Annotated in this window: 13 protein-coding genes; 10 read left to right on the top strand and 3 right to left on the bottom strand. The window is 72.5% G+C overall.

The features are described from left to right. Positions 1–14 precede the first annotated feature (14 nt). The 3 genes from ACFVHO_RS03880 to ACFVHO_RS03870 all read left to right on the top strand — a co-directional run bounded on the left by ACFVHO_RS03880 (position 15) and on the right by ACFVHO_RS03870 (position 5,080). Positions 15–1,448: a hypothetical protein gene (locus ACFVHO_RS03880; protein WP_385709738.1), complete on the top strand. Its 1,434-nt coding sequence runs from the start codon at positions 15–17 to the stop codon at positions 1,446–1,448. A gap of 89 nt (positions 1,449–1,537) precedes the next feature. Further along, positions 1,538–2,557 (top strand): endonuclease/exonuclease/phosphatase family protein, encoded by a 1,020-nt coding sequence (locus ACFVHO_RS03875; RefSeq protein WP_385709735.1) that lies wholly within the window; start codon positions 1,538–1,540, stop codon positions 2,555–2,557. Between the two features lie 438 nt (positions 2,558–2,995). Further along, positions 2,996–5,080, top strand: coding sequence for an FUSC family protein (locus tag ACFVHO_RS03870; RefSeq protein ID WP_385709732.1), 2,085 nt, complete (start codon positions 2,996–2,998; stop codon positions 5,078–5,080). A 212-nt stretch (positions 5,081–5,292) separates the two neighbouring features. On the opposite strand, the gene snpA is transcribed toward ACFVHO_RS03870, so the two are convergent. Next, positions 5,293–5,973, bottom strand: a complete 681-nt coding sequence (snpA, locus tag ACFVHO_RS03865) for a snapalysin (RefSeq protein WP_385709729.1) — start codon at positions 5,971–5,973, stop codon at positions 5,293–5,295. A gap of 209 nt (positions 5,974–6,182) precedes the next feature. Here snpA and ACFVHO_RS03860 point away from each other — a divergent pair, with 209 nt between their 5' ends. After that, a complete protein-coding gene (locus ACFVHO_RS03860; protein ID WP_385709727.1) occupies positions 6,183–7,280 on the top strand; it encodes a LysR family transcriptional regulator in 1,098 nt (365 codons plus the stop codon). 177 nt (positions 7,281–7,457) lie between these two features. Next, complete coding sequence (locus ACFVHO_RS03855) at positions 7,458–8,678, top strand: hypothetical protein (RefSeq protein ID WP_385709724.1); 1,221 nt, start codon at positions 7,458–7,460, stop codon at positions 8,676–8,678. Between the two features lie 133 nt (positions 8,679–8,811). Here ACFVHO_RS03855 and ACFVHO_RS03850 read toward each other — a convergent pair whose 3' ends face one another. Together ACFVHO_RS03850 and ACFVHO_RS03845 are read right to left on the bottom strand one after the other, a co-directional pair. Beyond that, a complete protein-coding gene (locus ACFVHO_RS03850) occupies positions 8,812–10,926 on the bottom strand; it encodes a PhoX family protein (protein WP_385709722.1) in 2,115 nt (704 codons plus the stop codon). A 168-nt stretch (positions 10,927–11,094) separates the two neighbouring features. Next, positions 11,095–11,589 carry a hypothetical protein gene (locus ACFVHO_RS03845; RefSeq protein ID WP_385709719.1) on the bottom strand — a complete coding sequence of 165 codons (495 nt, stop codon included), beginning with the start codon at positions 11,587–11,589 and terminating at the stop codon, positions 11,095–11,097. Positions 11,590–12,310: 721 nt separating this feature from the next. On the opposite strand from ACFVHO_RS03845, the gene ACFVHO_RS03840 reads away from it, so the two are divergent. The 5 genes from ACFVHO_RS03840 (at position 12,311) to metG (ending at position 16,545) form a co-directional block, all read left to right on the top strand. Continuing rightward, positions 12,311–13,168, top strand: a complete 858-nt coding sequence (locus ACFVHO_RS03840) for a VWA domain-containing protein (RefSeq protein ID WP_385709717.1) — start codon at positions 12,311–12,313, stop codon at positions 13,166–13,168. A 106-nt stretch (positions 13,169–13,274) separates the two neighbouring features. Next, positions 13,275–13,592, top strand: a complete 318-nt coding sequence (locus ACFVHO_RS03835; RefSeq protein WP_385709714.1) for a trypco2 family protein — start codon at positions 13,275–13,277, stop codon at positions 13,590–13,592. Between the two features lie 302 nt (positions 13,593–13,894). Next, positions 13,895–14,419 carry a hypothetical protein gene (locus ACFVHO_RS03830; protein ID WP_385709711.1) on the top strand — a complete coding sequence of 175 codons (525 nt, stop codon included), beginning with the start codon at positions 13,895–13,897 and terminating at the stop codon, positions 14,417–14,419. Next, entirely contained in the window at positions 14,416–14,889 is a 474-nt protein-coding gene (locus ACFVHO_RS03825; protein WP_385709709.1) for a DUF4913 domain-containing protein, read from the top strand. Before ACFVHO_RS03830 ends, ACFVHO_RS03825 begins: the two co-directional genes overlap by 4 nt. A 33-nt stretch (positions 14,890–14,922) precedes the next feature. Beyond that, the gene (gene metG, locus ACFVHO_RS03820; protein WP_385709707.1) at positions 14,923–16,545 is read left to right on the top strand and encodes a methionine--tRNA ligase; all 1,623 of its coding nucleotides are present in this window, start codon (positions 14,923–14,925) and stop codon (positions 16,543–16,545) included. Positions 16,546–16,575: the final 30 nt, after the last annotated feature.

The raw sequence follows: 16,575 nt of genomic DNA, 5'->3' as shown, positions 1-16,575 counted from the left end.
CTTGCCTTGAGGACGTGCTCCGACGTCCTCGCGCCGCCCTGTCCGCCGTGCTCCTGGTCCTCGCGTGCCTGCTCGTCCCCCTCGGCACGGTCTCGACCTGGGCGAAGTACGAGATCGAGGACGCCGACGCGTACGTCGCCACGATGGCGCCCCTCGCCGCCGACCCCGCCGTCCGCGCCGCCGTCACCGCCGCGGTGACCGACTCGGTGGCGAAGGAGATCGACGCGGGCCCGCTCCAGTCCGCCGTCGAGTCCTTCCTCCGCGAGGCCGTGCACTCCTTCACCGAGACCGCTGCCTTCCAGGCCGCGTGGAACGCCGCCAACCGCGCCGCCCACGACGCCGTGCAGTCCGCTCTCACCCACGACTCCGACGGCGCCGTCACCATCGACCTCGCTCCCATCACCGAGCAGGTCAAACGGCAACTCACCGAGGAGGGCACGCCGTTCGCGGGCCGCATCCCGGTGCGGCACACCGAGGTCACCGTCATGAAGGCGCAGGACCTCAGCCACTTCCGGAAGGGCTTCCGCATGCTCCAGGTCGCCGGTCTCTGGCTGCCCGTCGCCGCCGTGCTCCTCGCCGTGGGCGGCATCCTCCTCGCGGTACGCCGCCGCCGTGCCGTCACCGCCACCGCCCTCGGCGCGGCCATCGGCGCCGCCACCCTCGCCGCCGCCATCGCCGTCGGCCGCGGCCTCACCCTCGACGACCTGCCCCCCGACGTCTCCCGCGCCGCCGCGGGCGCCGTCTACGACGCCCTCACCGACACCCTGCGCACGGCGTCGTGGGTGATCGTGGGGGTGGGGCTCGCGGTCGCGGTGGGGGCTTGGGCGAGCGGGCGGGTGGGGTGGGTCGGTGGGGGTGCGTCCGGCGCCGATGGTGGCGGGGAGGGGGCGTCGGGTGGGGGCTTGTCCGACGTGGCTGTTGGGGGCGGTGGCTCTGATGGGGGCGGTGGGGTCGGTGGGGTCGATGGGATCAGCGGGACTGGCCGGGTCGGCAGGACTGGCCGGGTCGACGGGACTGGCCGGGTCGACGGGACTGGCCGGGTCGACGGGACTGACGGGGACAGCAGGACCGGCAGGACCGGCGGGACCGATGGGATCGGTGCGACCAGTGGGCCCGGCACGAGCAGTGGGGCTGATGCCTCCGACAGCGTCGCCAGCTCCGGCGGCCCCACCTTGAGTGGTGGCTCCGGTGGCTCCGGTGGGCCCGGCATGAGTGGTGGCTCTGGCGGCTCTGGTGTGAGTGGTGGCTCCAGCGACCCCGGCGCGAGCAGTGGCTCCAGCGCCCCAAGCGCGAGCCGTGCCTCCGGCGGCCCCGGCGCGACCAGCGGATGCGACGACCCTGACGCGACCAGCGGAAGCGACGACCCCGACGCGCCCCGCCCTGACGCGTCCCGCCCCGTCGGCTCCCCGCCCCCGCGCAACCCCTCCGCCGCCACTCCGCGTCCCTGAGAGAGGATCTGTTCTGAGGACGTGGCGAATACGGGCGCGCCGGTCACAGCCCCGCCGCCCCGGCGACGAAAGGGCGACCCTTGGAGCACGTGACGGCACCGCCCACTCCCCCCGAGGCCGACCCCGACGGCTATGCGGACGAACGGCGGCCGCGGACTCACCGGGCCGCCGCCTGGGCCGCGGGACTCCTGCTCACCGGGGTGAGCGCCGTCCTCGGCTGCCGGATCGCCGACACCGACGCCTTCACCCCCGTACCGCAGATCCTCGCCTTCCTGCCGTGGCTCCTCGTGCCCGCCGCCGCCGGGCTGCTGCTCGCCGCCCTCGGGCGCTGGCGCGTCGGCCTCGTCTGGGCCGTGGCCGTGCTCGGCGGACTCGCCTGGTTCATCGAGCCGTACGGCAAGCTGTCCGACCCCGACGGGCCGCCGGTCGCCGAGATACGGGTGCTCGCGTCCAACGTCGAGTTCGGACGCGGTACGCCGGGTCTCATCGAGGCGATACGGGAGCGGAAGCCGGACCTCGTCTTCGTCTCCGAGTGCGACCGGGCGTGCGACGGGAAGCTGCGGGACGCGCTGCCGGACTCCGCCTACCCCTACCGGGCGGCCGTCGCCTCCGCCGGGGACGACGGGGCCGACGGGTCGGTGATCCTCAGCAACGTACCGCTGAAGGAGGCCGCCGGGGTGCGGGGGACGCTCGGGATGCCGGGGGCGGTCGCCGACGTGAAGGGGATTCCGGTACGGGTGCAGCTCGCCCATCCCATGCCGCCGACGCCCGGGGATCTCGGGCGGTGGCGGGCCGAGCTGGGGCGGCTTCGGGACTACGCCGCCGCGGGGGACGGGCCCACCATCGTCGCCGGGGACTTCAACGCCACGCAGGACCACGCCGCGTTCCGTCGTGTCCTCGACGCCGGGTTGCGGGACGCGGCTCGGCTGTCCGGGGCGTCCCGCACGCCGAGTTGGCCCACGTTGTTGCCCCGGCCGTTCGGGGCGCAGATCGACCATGTGCTGGCGTCGGACGACTTCGCCGCGCACGACGCGCGGTTCCTGGAGATCGGCAAGACGGATCACCGTGCGTTGCTGGTGGACTTGACGTTGCATCGGGACGAGGGCTGAACGCCGCCCCGGCACCCCGCCCCTCGCCCTCAACCCCCGGACGGGCTCTCCCCCACCCCGACCCGACACCCTCAGCCCGAACCGGGCACCCCCGATCGCGCTCCGCGCTCGTCCTCAAACTCCCCCAAGCTCTTAAGGAGCAGGGGGGACCCCCACGACGGGCTCTCTCCCACCCACCCGCCCAAACTTGCATCAGCTGAGCAACAGCCCGGCACCTTCAGCCCGCCCCGGCGAAGTAGTTTTCAGCCCGTCCGGCGATTGAGGACGAGGCGCGGAGCGCCGATTCGGCGGTGCCCCCGTCCCACCCGAAGGGGACACCCACCCCCTGGGGTCCAGGGGCGAAGCCCCGGGATCGGGAAAGGGGCGGGACTGGGGCGCCCCCGCGAGGGCCACCCCCCACATCACCCCAGGTCACACACCCCCAGCGATAATGACCCCATGCGGCACCGCACCCTCCGCCCCCTCACCCCGCCCGACTGGCTGGTCAGGTCGCTCAAACCGCAACCGGCCCCGATCCCGTGGGCGGCCGTCACCCGGGCGGCGATCGGAATGTCGCTGCCCCTGGCGATCGGCACGGCGGCCGGCAAGCCGACGTACGGCGCACTGGCCGCGATGGGCGCCCTGTCAGGGGTGATCGGCGACACGGCGGACGCGTACCGCATGCGGATCCTCAACATCGCGGTACCGCAGCTGTTCGGGGCCCTGGGAGTCACCCTGGGAGCCCTGGTCTTCGGCCACGGCTGGGCGGCGGTCGCCGCGGTGACGCTGGTCGCCCTGGTCTCCGGGATGATGTCGACGATCGGCGCGGTGGCGTCCGTATCGGGGCTGTTGCTGCTGCTCAACTGCGTGATCGGGGCGGGCCTTCCACTCCCCGGCGAGTGGTGGCTGGCCCCCGCCCTGATGACGGGCGGCGGCCTCCTCGTCCTCGCCCTGGCCCTCCTCGCGTGGCCCCTGCGATCCGGCGTACCGGAACGCGCCGCGGTCGCCGCGACGTACCGGAACGCCGCCGCCCTCCTGGACGCCGCGGGCACCGGAGACGGCGACGACGAGGCGTACGACCAGGCCCGCGCGGCCGTCACCGCGTCCCTCAACCAGGCGTACGACCTGGTCCTCGCCCGCCGCGCCCGCGACCACGGCCGCAGCCCCGACCTGGTCCGCCTGATCGCCGAACTGAACGCCGTCACCCCCGTCGTGGAGGCCGCTCCGGTCGCCCACCAGTACGGCGAGAAGCTCCCGCCCGAACTCCCCGCGGCCATGCGGGAGCTGGCCAAAGCCGTGGAGCGCGGGAAACGGGAGGAACACGGGGCGCGCGGGGAAGACAGCGAACGCAGGGAACACGGCGAACGCGGGGTGCGCAGGGAACATGGCCAACGCGGCGAACACAGTGGCGGCGGCACCCGCTACGGGGACCTCGGCCTCCCCGAGGAACTCCCCGAGCCCCACGGCCCGGCCGCCCGCGCCGTGCACCACGCCCTGAAGCACGCCGCCGACACCCTCGCCGACCCCGACCCGCTCACGGTGGTGCACGCGGAGGACCGCCTCGGCCGCCCGGCCGCACTGCGGGTCCGCGCCCGCCGCGCCACCCGCAACGTCATCCTGTCGGGGGCGTCCTGGCGCTACGGCCTGCGCCTCGCCCTGTGCATCGGCATCGCCCAGGCGCTGGTGTCCCTCATCGACGTACCGCGCTCCTACTGGGTGGCCCTGACCATCACGTTCGTCCTCAAGCCCGACTTCGGCTCGGTGTTCTCGCGGGCGGTGCTGAGGGCCCTCGGCACGGCGGTGGGGCTGGTCGTCGCCGCGGCCGTCCTCTCCGCCGTGGAACGCGGCTGGTGGGACGTGCCCGTCGTCCTCGTCCTCGCCACCCTCATCCCCGCGCTCACCCCGCGCGGCTACGGCTACCAGACAGCCGCCATCACACCCGTCATCCTGCTGCTCTCCGACGTCCTCAACCACCAGGGCTTCGGGCTCGTCGTGCCGCGCCTCGTCGACAGCCTCATCGGCTGCGCCATCGCGCTCGTCGCCGGGTATCTGCTGTGGCCCGAGAGCTGGCACACCCGCATCGGCGACCGGCTCGCCGACGCCGTCTCCGACACCGCCCGCTACGTCGAGTGCGCCTTCGGCCCCGGCTCCGACGCCACCGCCCCGGCCGCACGGGCCCGGATGCGCCGCCGCCTCTACCGCGACCTCTCCGACATCCGCACCGAGTTCCAGCGCGCCCTCACCGAGCCCCCGCCGACCGGCGCGCGCGCCGCCGCGTGGTGGCCCCTCGTCGTCGCCGTCGAACGCATCGTGGACGCGACGACGGCGGCGCGAGTGCGGGTGCGGCACGGCGCCGAGCCGCCCGGGGCCGGGGAAGTGGGCGAGGTCTCGCGGCAGTTGCGGGAGCTGGCCGAGGGCCTTCGGGAGGTGGAGGTGCTTGTGCCGGTGCCGGTGGAGTTCACGGGGTCGGCCGCGGGCGGCGTCCTTGATCCGCTGCGGCAGGAGGTGGGCGCGGCGCGGGCGGTTGCGTCGCCGCGGGAGTAGGCCTTGCCGGGGGCTCCCCAATCCCGCCCCTTTCCCGAAACTGGGGCTCCGCCCCAGACCCCGCTCCTCAAACGCCGGAGGGGCTATATATCTCGCCGCTGCGGCAAGGTTTTAGCCCGTCCGGCGTTTGAGGACGAGGCGCGGAGCGCCGATCAGCGGGGGTCCGGGGGCGGCAGCCCCCGGTTCGGGAAGGGGCGGGATTGGGGAATGGATCAGCCCTGCTTCTGGACCTGCTTCATCGCCTTGGCGAGACCGTTCGCCCACAGCTGGTTGACGCGGGCGCGCTCAGCCGCGTTGGGCTGGGCGTTCTGGCAGGACGTGCCGGGGCCGCCGCCCGACATCAGCTCGGAGCACGGGCCCCGGTAGTTGTCGGGGAGACCGAGGACGTGCCCGGTCTCGTGGGCGGTGACGCGGGTGGAGTTGTACTGCTGGTTCTGCCGGTAGTCGAGGAAGATGTAGCCACGGCCGTGGCCGTCGGTGCTGGCGTACGAACCACGCGGGTCATTGCCCTCGCGGTACGAGAAGCTCGCACCACTGGTGCCCTGCTGGAGCTTGACGTTGGTGACGGCGGCGTTCCATATGGAGGTGGACGACGCGATCTGCTGACGGAAGGTCGGAGCCTGCGAGGCGTTGTACGTCACGGTGACGGCCTTGGCGCCCGGGTTGGCGGCGCGCTTCTCGGCGACGGCCTTGACGACCGCCTCGAAGAACGCCTTGTTCGCGGCGGCCTCTTCACCGGAGCCCTGGTACCGGGCTACGGAGGCAGCCGTGGACACCGAGGACTTCTCGGCACCGGCCCGGGGGGAGTCGGCGGCCGAGGCGACGGTCGACGTTCCGAGCGCGGCGGCGGCGAGGCCGAGGGCGGCGGCGACGGACAGGTAACGCTTGTGCATGTGGGGGGCTCCCTACTCGTTCGGTGAAAGGTGAACGTTTCGGTATCCGTGAGTGTCGGGGAGCCCCGGCGCCAGCGGATGATGGCAGATGGCGATAGGACGGTGCTATCGCCGCACATCCGGACACCGGTCATACGTGCCAACTGATGGGGGTCCGTAGGGGTTTGGGAGGCTGGTGTGAGCACGTCAGCCGTTCTAGTCTCACGCCCATGGAGCTCGAGGTCAGGCATCTCCGCGCACTCTGTGCCATCGCCGACACCGGAAGCCTGCACAAGGCCGCCCGCCAACTCGGCATGAGCCAGCCCTCCCTGACCACGCAGCTGCGCCGCATCGAGCACGCCGTCGGCGGCCAGCTGTTCGCCCGCGAGCGCACCGGCTGCCGCCCCACTCCCCTCGGCCGCGTCGTGCTGAGCCGCGCCCGCCCCCTGGTGGTGGAGATGCGCGCCCTGGTCACCGAGGCCCGGGCGACGGCGGCACGCGCCGACGACGGCACCCCGCAGCTGCGCATCGGCTCCACCGCGAGCCGCGCCATCCCGGGCTGGCTGCGCCGCCTCCGGCACCGTATGCCGGGCACCGAGACCTCCCTCCAGATGGACGTCTCCGCGAACGCGCTCCTGCAAATGGTGGCCGCCGGTCAGCTTGACATCGCCTTCGTCCACGAGGTCGAGGGCTGTCCGCTGCGCCTGCCCGACGGGCTGCGCCGACGTGTTCTCGTCGACCGCGAGCCGCAGTTCGTCTCGCTCGCCGCCGACCATCCCGCGACCCGCAAGGACGTCGTCCACCTCACGGACCTCGCCGCCGACCGCTGGATGGTGGATCCGACGGTCGACGGCGAATGGGACGGATTGCAAAGGGTGTTGCGGGAGGCCGGGCTCAACCCGCGGGTCCTGCACGGCGATTACCTCACCGCCGCCACCCTGGTCGCCACCGGTGAGGTCGTCACCGTCTGCCAGCCCACCTCGGTGGCGAGACCCGACATGGCGGTCAGACCCCTGTCCGGAGATCCGCTCGGGGTCCGCCTCCTGGTCGCCGCCCGTACGACGGCGGAGCTGGACGCGGTCTACGGCGAGCTGGAGGCCGCGTACTGGGAGGCCGCCGCGGAGGCCCCGGCCTACCAGGACTGGCTGCTCGGCGGCAGGGGTCGCGAGAGACACGAGGAGAGAGGCACCGCCCCGGTGCCGGTTCCCGTGGCCATACCGGTCCCGATGCCGACCACGGCCCCGATCCCCGCCCCCGCCACAGCCCCCGCCCCACCCCCGGACCTTGGTCCCGCGCCATCTCAGGACCTTCGCCCCACCCCCCTCTAGACCCCACCTGACCTGCGATTTCTTCCGTTTTACGGTTCCGGGTCACGGTGTCCGGCCGGTTGTTACGTTCCCTACGGATGACGCACACATGGCGCCCGTAGCTTCATATCCGTCGCCACCGCAAAGGGGCACAAAGACGGACAGTACGTAAGCCAGCCACGAGGGAAGTTCACCGCCATGCGCGCCACTCGACGCACCATCCGCACCGCCGCCATCGCCACCGGCGCGATCGCCGCGCTCGCCGTCCCCACCACCGCGGCCTTCGCGGACGCACCGTCCACCCCACAGCCCCAGGTGGCCCCGGGCGACGACACCGCCCCCGCCCCGAAGCCGGACGACGAGGTCACCCCGACCCCGGGCCCGGACGACAAGACCACTCCCGACGACAAGACCACCCCGGACGACAGGACCGACCCCGACAAGCCGGTCCCCGGCGGCTGGGAGTCCAAGGGCACCGTCAGCCTCGGCGGCGGCTGGACGGCGGACGTCGAGGTGAACGCCTCCGCGCGCGCCGCCAAGGCACAGCTCTCGCTCAACGGCGCCCCCAAGGGTTCCCTGAACGCCGACGGTGCCGCCGCGAGCACCAAGGTCGACGGCTACACCTTCACCCTGGCCACGGACGGCTCCGTCACCAAGTCCGGCAACGGCGACCAGGACAACAGGGACAAGGACAAGCCGGTTCCCGGCGGCTGGGTGTCCAAGGGCACCGTCTCGCTCGGCCACGGCTGGACCGCCAAGGTCGACGTGAACGCCTCCGCCCGCAGCGCCAAGGCGCAGCTCTTCCTGAACGGCAAGGCCAAGGGCTCCCTGAAGGCGTACATCAAGCCCGCGTCCACCAAGATCAACGGCTGTACGTTCACGCTCACCGCCAACGGCACCGTCACCAAGACCGGCAAGCCGACCCCGCCGAAGCCGAAGCCCCAGCCCGCCAAGAAGCGCGTCTTCGTCCGCGAGTACAAGAACCTCGCCAAGTCCGGCTTCGACGCCAAGGTCTACAGGACCAAGGCCGGGTACGAGGCCGACATGATCGGCAAGTCCCCGAGCAGCGGCAAGAAGATCGTCTGGGACACCCTCAAGCAGCACGGCAACAAGGCCGCGTACGGGCAGCACAACGGCGCCCACTTCGTGCTCAACCCCGACGGCACCATGAAGGGCTGGGTCGAGGGCCGCACCGGCGGCAAGCCGAGGACGCACACCGGCGCCGCCGGGACCGGGACCTCGACCGGCATCTCGGCGTCCGACCGGGCCGTCCCGCGGGGCGGCGTGAAGGCCGGCGCCGAGGGCGCCACCCCGGCCTCGCACGGCACCCCGCTGGTCGCCGCGGGCGGCGGCATGGCGGCGCTCGGCGCGGCGGGCCTCGGCTTCGCGATGTACCGGCGCAAGCAGCAGAACCAGTAAGAGCCAGCCAGTAGGACCCAGTCGGACTCGGTAGGACTCGGTAAGACGCAGTACGTGAATGGGGCGCCCCTCCCCCCGGGGGCGCCTCATTCACGTACTCACCGCGTACTCACCGCGCGTACTCACCGGCGCACTAGACGCCGATGTCGCAGCCGTCCTTGCGCCACACCGACACGACCGCCGGGCGGACGATCTTGCCGGGGCCGTCGGGCCAGACGCTCGCGGGCTTCTCGACGGACGCGCCGTCGATCTCGCCCGGGTGCTGCACGGCCACCAGGACGCGGCGCTCCTGGACGAGGGGGCCGCAGGTCTCCGCGCCCTTCGGCATGGTGAGGAACTGCTTCAGCTCACCGCGCCGGTCGCCCTTCGTGGCGACGCCGAACAGGCCGTCGTGGGAGCCGAGCTGGTTGCCGTCGGTGGAGATCCACAGGTTGCCGTGCGGGTCGAAGGCCACGTTGTCGGGGCAGGAGATGGGGCTGACCTTGTCCTTCGGGAAGCCCGCGAAGTACGTGGCCGGGTCGTTCGGGTCGCCCGCGACGAGGAACAGGTTCCAGCCGAAGCGGGTGGACTCCGGACGGTTCCTGGCCTCCGTGAGCTCCAGGACCTGGCCGTGCTTGTTGAGGTTGCGCGGGTTGGCCTCGTCGGCGCCGGCCTTGCCGGGCTTGCCGCGGTCGGTGTTGTTCGTCAGGGCGACGTACACCTTGCCGCTGTTCGGGGAGGGCTCGATGTCCTCGGGGCGGTCCATCTTCGTGGCGCCGACCTTGTCACCGGCGAGGCGCGTGAAGACGTACACCTCGTCGGCGGTCATGCCCTCGACGTGGGAGACGGCCTTGCCGCCCGCGTACGAGGTGGCCAGCGGGATCCACGTACCGCTGCCGTCGAACTCGCCGTCGGACGGCAGCTTGCCCGTGCCGTCGATCTCCGCGGCCGGGGAGTCGCCCGTGAACTTGGCGACGTACAGCGTGCCCTCGTCGAGGAGCGTGAGGTTGTGCTCACGGGCCCAGCGCGAGTTGCCCTTCGCCATCCGCTTGCTGCCGACGAACTTGTACACGTAGTCGAAGCGCTCGTCGTCGCCCATGTACACGACCGGGCGGCCGTCGGCGGTCAGGCGCGGCTGCGCGCCCTCGTGCTTGAAGCGGCCGAGCGCGGTGCGCTTGCGCGGGACCGAGTCCGGGTCGTACGGGTCCAGCTCGACGACCCAGCCGAAGCGGTTGGGCTCGTTCGGCTCCTTGGTGAGGTCGAAGCGGTCGTCGAAACGCTCCCACTTGCGCTCGGACTCAGCCCCCGCGACGCCGTACCGCTTCAGGCGGGCCGCCTGCGTCGGGTCCGTCACCTTGTCCGCGTGGGCGAAGTACTGGTTGAAGTTCTCCTCGCCGTGCAGCGTCGTGCCCCACGGGGTGGTGCCGCCCGAGCAGTTGTTGAGCGTGCCGAGGACGGTGACGCCGCGCGGGTCGGCCTTCGTGCGGACGAGCTCGCTGCGGGCGGCGGGGCCGGTCAGGTGGAACTTGCTGGTGGTGGTCAGGCGCCGGTTGAGCTGGTGGCGCGGTACAGCACGCAGGGCGCCGCTCTTGCGCTCGCCCTCGACGACGACCACGGACAGGCCGTGCGCCGCCCACGCGATCTCGACCTGCTCGCGGGTGGGGTTCTTGGCGTCGTACCCCTTGAACATCAGGATCTCGTCCGTGTACTCGTGGTTCGCCACGAGGACCTGACGCCCGTGCTCCTCGCCGTGCTTCTCGCCGCGCAGCGGCAGCAGGCTCAGGAAGTCGTTGTTGTAGCCGAACTGGCCCGCCTGCGCCTTGGCGGTCTGCTTGTCCGCGTCGAACGCCGGGGCGCCGCGCAGGATGGGCTCACCCCAGCGGATCACGACGTTCTGGCCGTAGCCGGTGGGGACGGTGACCGTGTCGGCGGTGTTCGGGGCGACGGGGGTGAAGCGGAGGCCTCGGGCCGCCTTTTTGCCTCTGCGTTTCGCCTCCGCGGCGGTGGCGGGGGCCGCTTGGGCCTCTGCGGCACCGGGGCCGAGGGCGAGGCCGCCGGCGGCGCTCGCCGCGACCGTGACCACGGCCGCGGCACGCATCATCGAACGGCGGCTCAGGGCGCCCGCTATGACGTCGCCCATGTACTCGTTGTCACTGGTGTTGGGCACCGGGTGGAAGCAGGCGTCGCCACAGCGGAACCGGCACGTCATGGCCGAACGGCCGCCGGAGCCGCCCGGGTGAGAGGTGATCAGGGGCAGCAGCTTGCGCACGGGGTCCTCCATGGGTGGCCGGTTGACGGCGCTTTGGCTTCTTTTTGCCGGTGATTCCGGCTGGAGGCTAGGGGTGGCGGCCAGCTCCACGGAGGACTGCGGGTGAACGGCGGGTGAATCCGTGTCAGGCCCGGCCCGTCTGCCCGCCCCGAGCGGCGGCCGCTAACCTTACGTGTCTCTCATGGCCAGGGGCTGGCTCCGGGAACAAGTCATGCGAAGGGTTGCGCACATGGGCATTCTGGGACGTCTCCGAGCCGTCTTCCGACGGTCTTCTGCATCTGCCTCCACGGTTCCTGAGGACGAGCCGGGCTCGACGGGGGCCTCTGCGGTGTCCGAGGGGGCGTCGGCCTCGACGGTGTCCGAGGGGGCGTCGGCCTCGACGGTGTCCGAGGGGGCGTCGGCCTCGACGGTGTCCGAGGGGGCCTCGGCCTCGGCGTCGGCCTCGGCGGTGTCCGAGGGAGCTTCGGTCTCGGCCGTGTCCGAGGAGGGCTCGGCTGGGGGTGCGGAGGGTTCGCCGGGGGCGGGCGCCTCGGCGGTGGGCACCTCGGCGGTGGGCGGCTCTGCCGTGGGTACCGCTGCTCGCGGTACGTCGGAGAGCGCGCCCCGGGCGGGCGTCGCCAGGCGTTCGCCCGCCGAGGCGTTGGTGGCTGATGCCTTCGACAACGTGTCGGTGCGTGTCCCGGCCCGCCGCTCCGCGGCGGATGACTCCCACCCGCCCACCCGTGACTCCCAACATCAGGGTGACCCCACGGCATCCGCCCCAGACCTCACCGCCGACGCCGAGGCCCCCACAGCTCCGACGGCCACCGAGGCTCCCGAAACTCCGGCGCCCACTGAGGCTCCCGAAACCCCGGCGGCCACTGAGGCTCCCGAAACCCCGGCCGACACCAGGTCTCCCGAAGCCCCGGCCGACACCAGGTCTCCCGAAACCCCGGCCGACACCAGGTCTCCCGAAGCCCCGGCCGACACCAAGGCTCCCGAAGCCCCGGCGGCGCCCGAGGCCACCCCGGCCTCGACGGAGACCGTGGGCCTGGCAGACGCCGCAGCCCCGGCACCCGAGGAAGCCCCCGAGGCCCCCGAGGCTCCCGAGGCTCCCGAGGCTCCCGAGGACACGGCAGAAGCCACGACCCCCGTCACCCCGGAACCCGACGCCCCGGTCGCACCCGCACCCTCGGCCCCGGCCCCGGCCCTCACGGAACCCGAAGCTCCGGCCGCCCCAGGAGCTGACACCCCGACGGAGCCCGACCCCCAGGCCAAGCCCACCATCCCGGCCGCCCGACAGGCCCTCACCCCGTCCGAGCAGCCCCCTGCTGTGGGCAGCTGGGCCGCCCAGGGGGCGATGGGGGCACCCCCTGCTCGAGCGGAGTCGAGAGCTCGGGGGAGGGTGGGCACAGCCCAGGCCGACGGTCACCGCAATGTCGAGGGCACCCCCGCCGACCTCCCGGCGCAGCCGGAGACCCCGGCCGAGCCGGAAACCACCCCGGCCGAGCCGGACCTCACCGTCGAGCCCGAGTCCGAGCCCGCCCCCGCGCAGCCGGAAGCCTCCACCCCCGCCCCGGTGGAGCCCACCCCGGCCAAGGCGGGCCCCGCCCTCACCCCGGCAAGGGTGAAGGCAACCGCCCCCGCCCTCGCCACCGCGTACCGCGCCGCAGCCGCGGCCCTCCGCAAGCACGAGCTGGACGGCACCCGGGCCCACGTGTACCTCGTCCTGGACCGCTCCGGCTCCATGCGCCCGTACTACAAGGACGGCTCCGCCCAGAACCTCGCCGACCAGGCCCTGGCCCTCGCCGCCCACACGGCCCCCGCCGCCACCGTCCACCTCGTCTTCTTCTCGACGGACATCGACGGCACCGCCGACCTCACCCTCCCCACCCACGAGAACCGCGTGGACGAACTGCACGCCGCCGCGGGACGCATGGGCCGCACCAGCTACCACCGCGCCATCGAGGAGGTCGTCGCCCACTACGAGAAGTCGGACCACGTCGGCGAACCGGCCCTCGTGATCTTCCAGACCGACGGCGCCCCGGACACCAAGGGCCCCGCCACCCAGGCCCTGGCGGACGCCGCCCGCCACCCCCTGTTCTTCTCGTTCGTCGCCTTCGGCGAGAAGGACGCCAAGGCCTTCGACTACCTCCGCAGGCTCAAGGCGGACAACGCCGCGCACTTCCTCACGGGCCCCGACCCGAGGGAACTCACCGACAAGGAGCTGTACGAGGGCGTGCTCGCCTCCTGGCGCCCGTAGCCCGGAAAAGTTCCAGTACCACCGAGTCCGTGGCATCAACTCCCGCCCTTACGTATCGTGTTGACGTTTTCCACGCGAGTAGAGCGAGGGCGAGGGGGAGCGCGGCATGGCTGACGGCGGACATCCCGGCGGCGACGAGTGGCTCGACCTCGCCGACGCCCTCGACCTGCTCCGGGGGCAGATCGGCGAGGCCCAGCGCCGCGCCCGCACCGCCGACGTGCGGTTCGACGTGGAAGCGATCACCGTCGACTTCGAGGTCGAGCTGGGGCGTACCCGCGGCAGCTCCGGCGGCCTGCGCTTCGGGGTCGTCCAGGGCGACGGACGGCAGGAGAACACCCGCCGCGCCACCCAGCGGGTCAGCCTGACCCTCAAGCCCCGCACAGCGGCCCGGGGCGACGTGTCCATCGGTGACGTCGGGCCCTGATCGGGCGCCGATCGAGCACTGAGCCCCTCAACACATCGGCGGAGGTGGCGACTTGGAGCAGGACCGCGTCGTACGCGTCGTGACGCGCGCGCAGCCGGACGGCGGCCGCCCCGACCAGCCCCCCGCCACCGTCTCCGGCACCGGCACCGGCTACCTCATCGCCCCCCGCCTCGTCCTCACCGCCGCCCACCTCCTGGCACCCGGCGGCGCCGGGCCGACCGTCCTCCTGCCGGGCGCCGACAAGCCCTACGCCGCAACGGTGCGCTGGCGCCGGGACGCCTCCGCGGAGGGAGGCGTCCTCGATGCGGCGCTGGTGGAGATCCGGGACGCGGACTGGCGACCGCCGGACTCCTTCCAGGACCGGGTGGGGCGTCGCCCGCAGCGCTGGGGGCGACCTCGTCGCCCTGGCCCTGGCGCACGCCCGGGCGGGACAGCACGGCGAGGCCCTGCGGCTCGCGGCGGAGGGAGCCGCCCTCGTCCGCCGCGAGTTCGCCGGGCAGTCGGCCGCCTGGCAGGCGTACGCGCTGTGCGAGGAAGCCGAGACCTACTTGGTCTGTGCCCGCGCCACCCGCAGCCCCGCCACCGCGCGCGCCGCACTGGCCCCGGCGCGCGCGGCGGTGCGGCTGACCCGGCCGGAGTGGCCGCACGACCAGACCTCCCTGCGCACGGCGGCGGACACGCTCGCGGCGGTCTACGTCCAGCTGGGACGCATGAGCGACGCGGACCACGTACGCCGGTCGCTCGCGCCCCCGCCGGAGTCCCGCACGCGCGCGCACCGGGCGGCCCACGGCACGACCACGGGACGGACAGCGACGGAGGCGACATGACCACCTACGAACCCGACCCCGGCGAGACCGCCTACGACAGCGACGCCGACGACGGCGAGACCACCGACCGGGCCCGGCTGATCGAGGAGGAGCACCGGGCGGGCCTGGTCTTCGGCTCCCTCGCGGACTTCGTGGCCTACCTCACCCAGATCGTCCGGCCCCGCCTCGACGACGGCGACCACATCTGGTGCCCCCGGTGGTGGGCCCACCCGGAGGCCCTGCTGCGGCTGTCCGCGATGTGGCGGGCCTTCGAGTACCTGCGCCACGACGCGTCGCTCGGCATGTCCAACTGGTGGCTGCACCACGCCGACCCCCACCTGGCGCGGCTGCTCTCCCCCTCCGGCCCGTTCCACGCGTGCGCCGGCGGGCAGCACACGGACCCGCCGCCGCTGGCCACGGAGCCCGTGCCGCCGGACGTCCTGGACCACCCGGCGTTCGCGCTGCTGCCCGAGGACCCCTTCGCCATGTGAGTGGATCTTCATTGGGCCGTTAGGATTTCGACCATGGCGGCCACTGGATCCGAGAAGCAGGGAGCGGACGAGAGCGCGAAGGCGTTCTACGTCTCGACCCCCATCTACTACGTAAACGACGCTCCTCACCTGGGCCACGCCTACACGACCGTCGCAGGCGACGTGCTCACGCGCTGGCATCGTCAGCGCGGCGAGAAGGTGTGGTACCTCACCGGCACGGACGAGCACGGTCAGAAGATCATGCGCACGGCCGAGGCGAACGGGGTCTCCCCGCAGGAGTGGTGCGACAAGCTCGTCACCGAGGCCTGGAAGCCCCTCTGGGAGCACCTGAACATCGCGAACGACGATTTCATCCGCACCACGGAGAAGCGTCACACCGACCGCGTGCAGGAGTTCGTCCAGGATCTCTACGACAAGGGCGAGATCTACAAGGGCGGGTACGAAGGCCCGTACTGCGTGGGCTGCGAGGAGTACAAGCTCCCGGGCGACCTCATCGAGGACGAGGACGGCACCAAGCTGTGCCCGATCCACAAGAAGCCCGTGGAGCTCCTCAAGGAGGAGAACTACTTCTTCAAGCTCAGTGAGTACGGCGACAAGCTCCTCGCCCTCTACGAGGCGAACCCGGGCTTCATCCAGCCGGAGTCCGCGCGCAACGAGGTCGTGAACTTCGTCAAGCAGGGCCTCCAGGACCTGTCGATCTCGCGCTCGACGTTCGACTGGGGCGTGAAGGTCCCCTGGGACGACAAGCACGTCATCTACGTCTGGGTCGACGCCCTCCTGAACTACGCGACCGCCGTGGGCTACGGCGCGAACCAGGAGAAGTTCGACGCGACCTTCCCCGCCGACGTCCACCTCGTCGGCAAGGACATCCTCCGCTTCCACGCGGTGATCTGGCCCGCGATGCTGCTCGCACAGGGCCTGCCCGTGCCCGGCAAGGTCGCGGCCAACGGCTGGCTGATGGTCGGCGGCGAGAAGATGTCGAAGTCGAACCTGACCGGCATCAAGCCGCAGGACCTGACCTCGCACTTCGGCGTGGACGCGTACCGCTGGTACTTCCTGCGCGCCATCGCGTTCGGCAGCGACGGCTCGTTCTCCTGGGAGGACTTCACCGCCCGCTACACCAGCGAGCTGGCGAACGACTACGGCAACCTCGCCTCGCGCGTGGCCGCCATGGTCGGCAAGTACTTCGGCGGCGAGCTGCCCGGGGCCACGGCCGCGGGCGAGGCCGAGAAGGCGATCCAGGACGGCCTGGCCAAGGCCGTCGCCGACGCCGACCGCGCGATCGGCGAGGAGCTCGACTTCCAGTCCGGCATCCTGTCGATCTTCGCCTTCGTCAAGCAGGTCAACGGCTACATCACGGAGCAGGAGCCGTGGAAGGTGGCCAAGGACGACAGCGACGAGGGGCGGGCGCGTCTCGCGACCATCCTCTACACCGCCGCCGAGTCGCTGCGCGCCGTCGCCGTCCTGCTGAACCCGATCATGCCGGAGACGTCCCAGCAGCTCTGGGACTCCCTGGGCGCCGAGGCCCCGCTCGGCGCGCTCGCCGACCAGCGGGTCCAGGACGCGGGCACCTGGGGGCAGCTGCCCGCCGGTGCCACGGTGACGAAGGGCGCGGTGCTCTTCCCGCGTCTGGAGGAGCCGAAGAAGGACGCGTAATCCCTTCCTGTACGTGAGTCCTTCTCGTAC

The organism is Streptomyces sp. NPDC127108 (assembly GCF_042677545.1).
In the GTDB taxonomy this organism is placed as follows: domain Bacteria; phylum Actinomycetota; class Actinomycetes; order Streptomycetales; family Streptomycetaceae; genus Streptomyces.
Note: the sequence above shows the minus strand (reverse complement) of the source record. Positions and strands in the feature narration are given on the sequence as shown.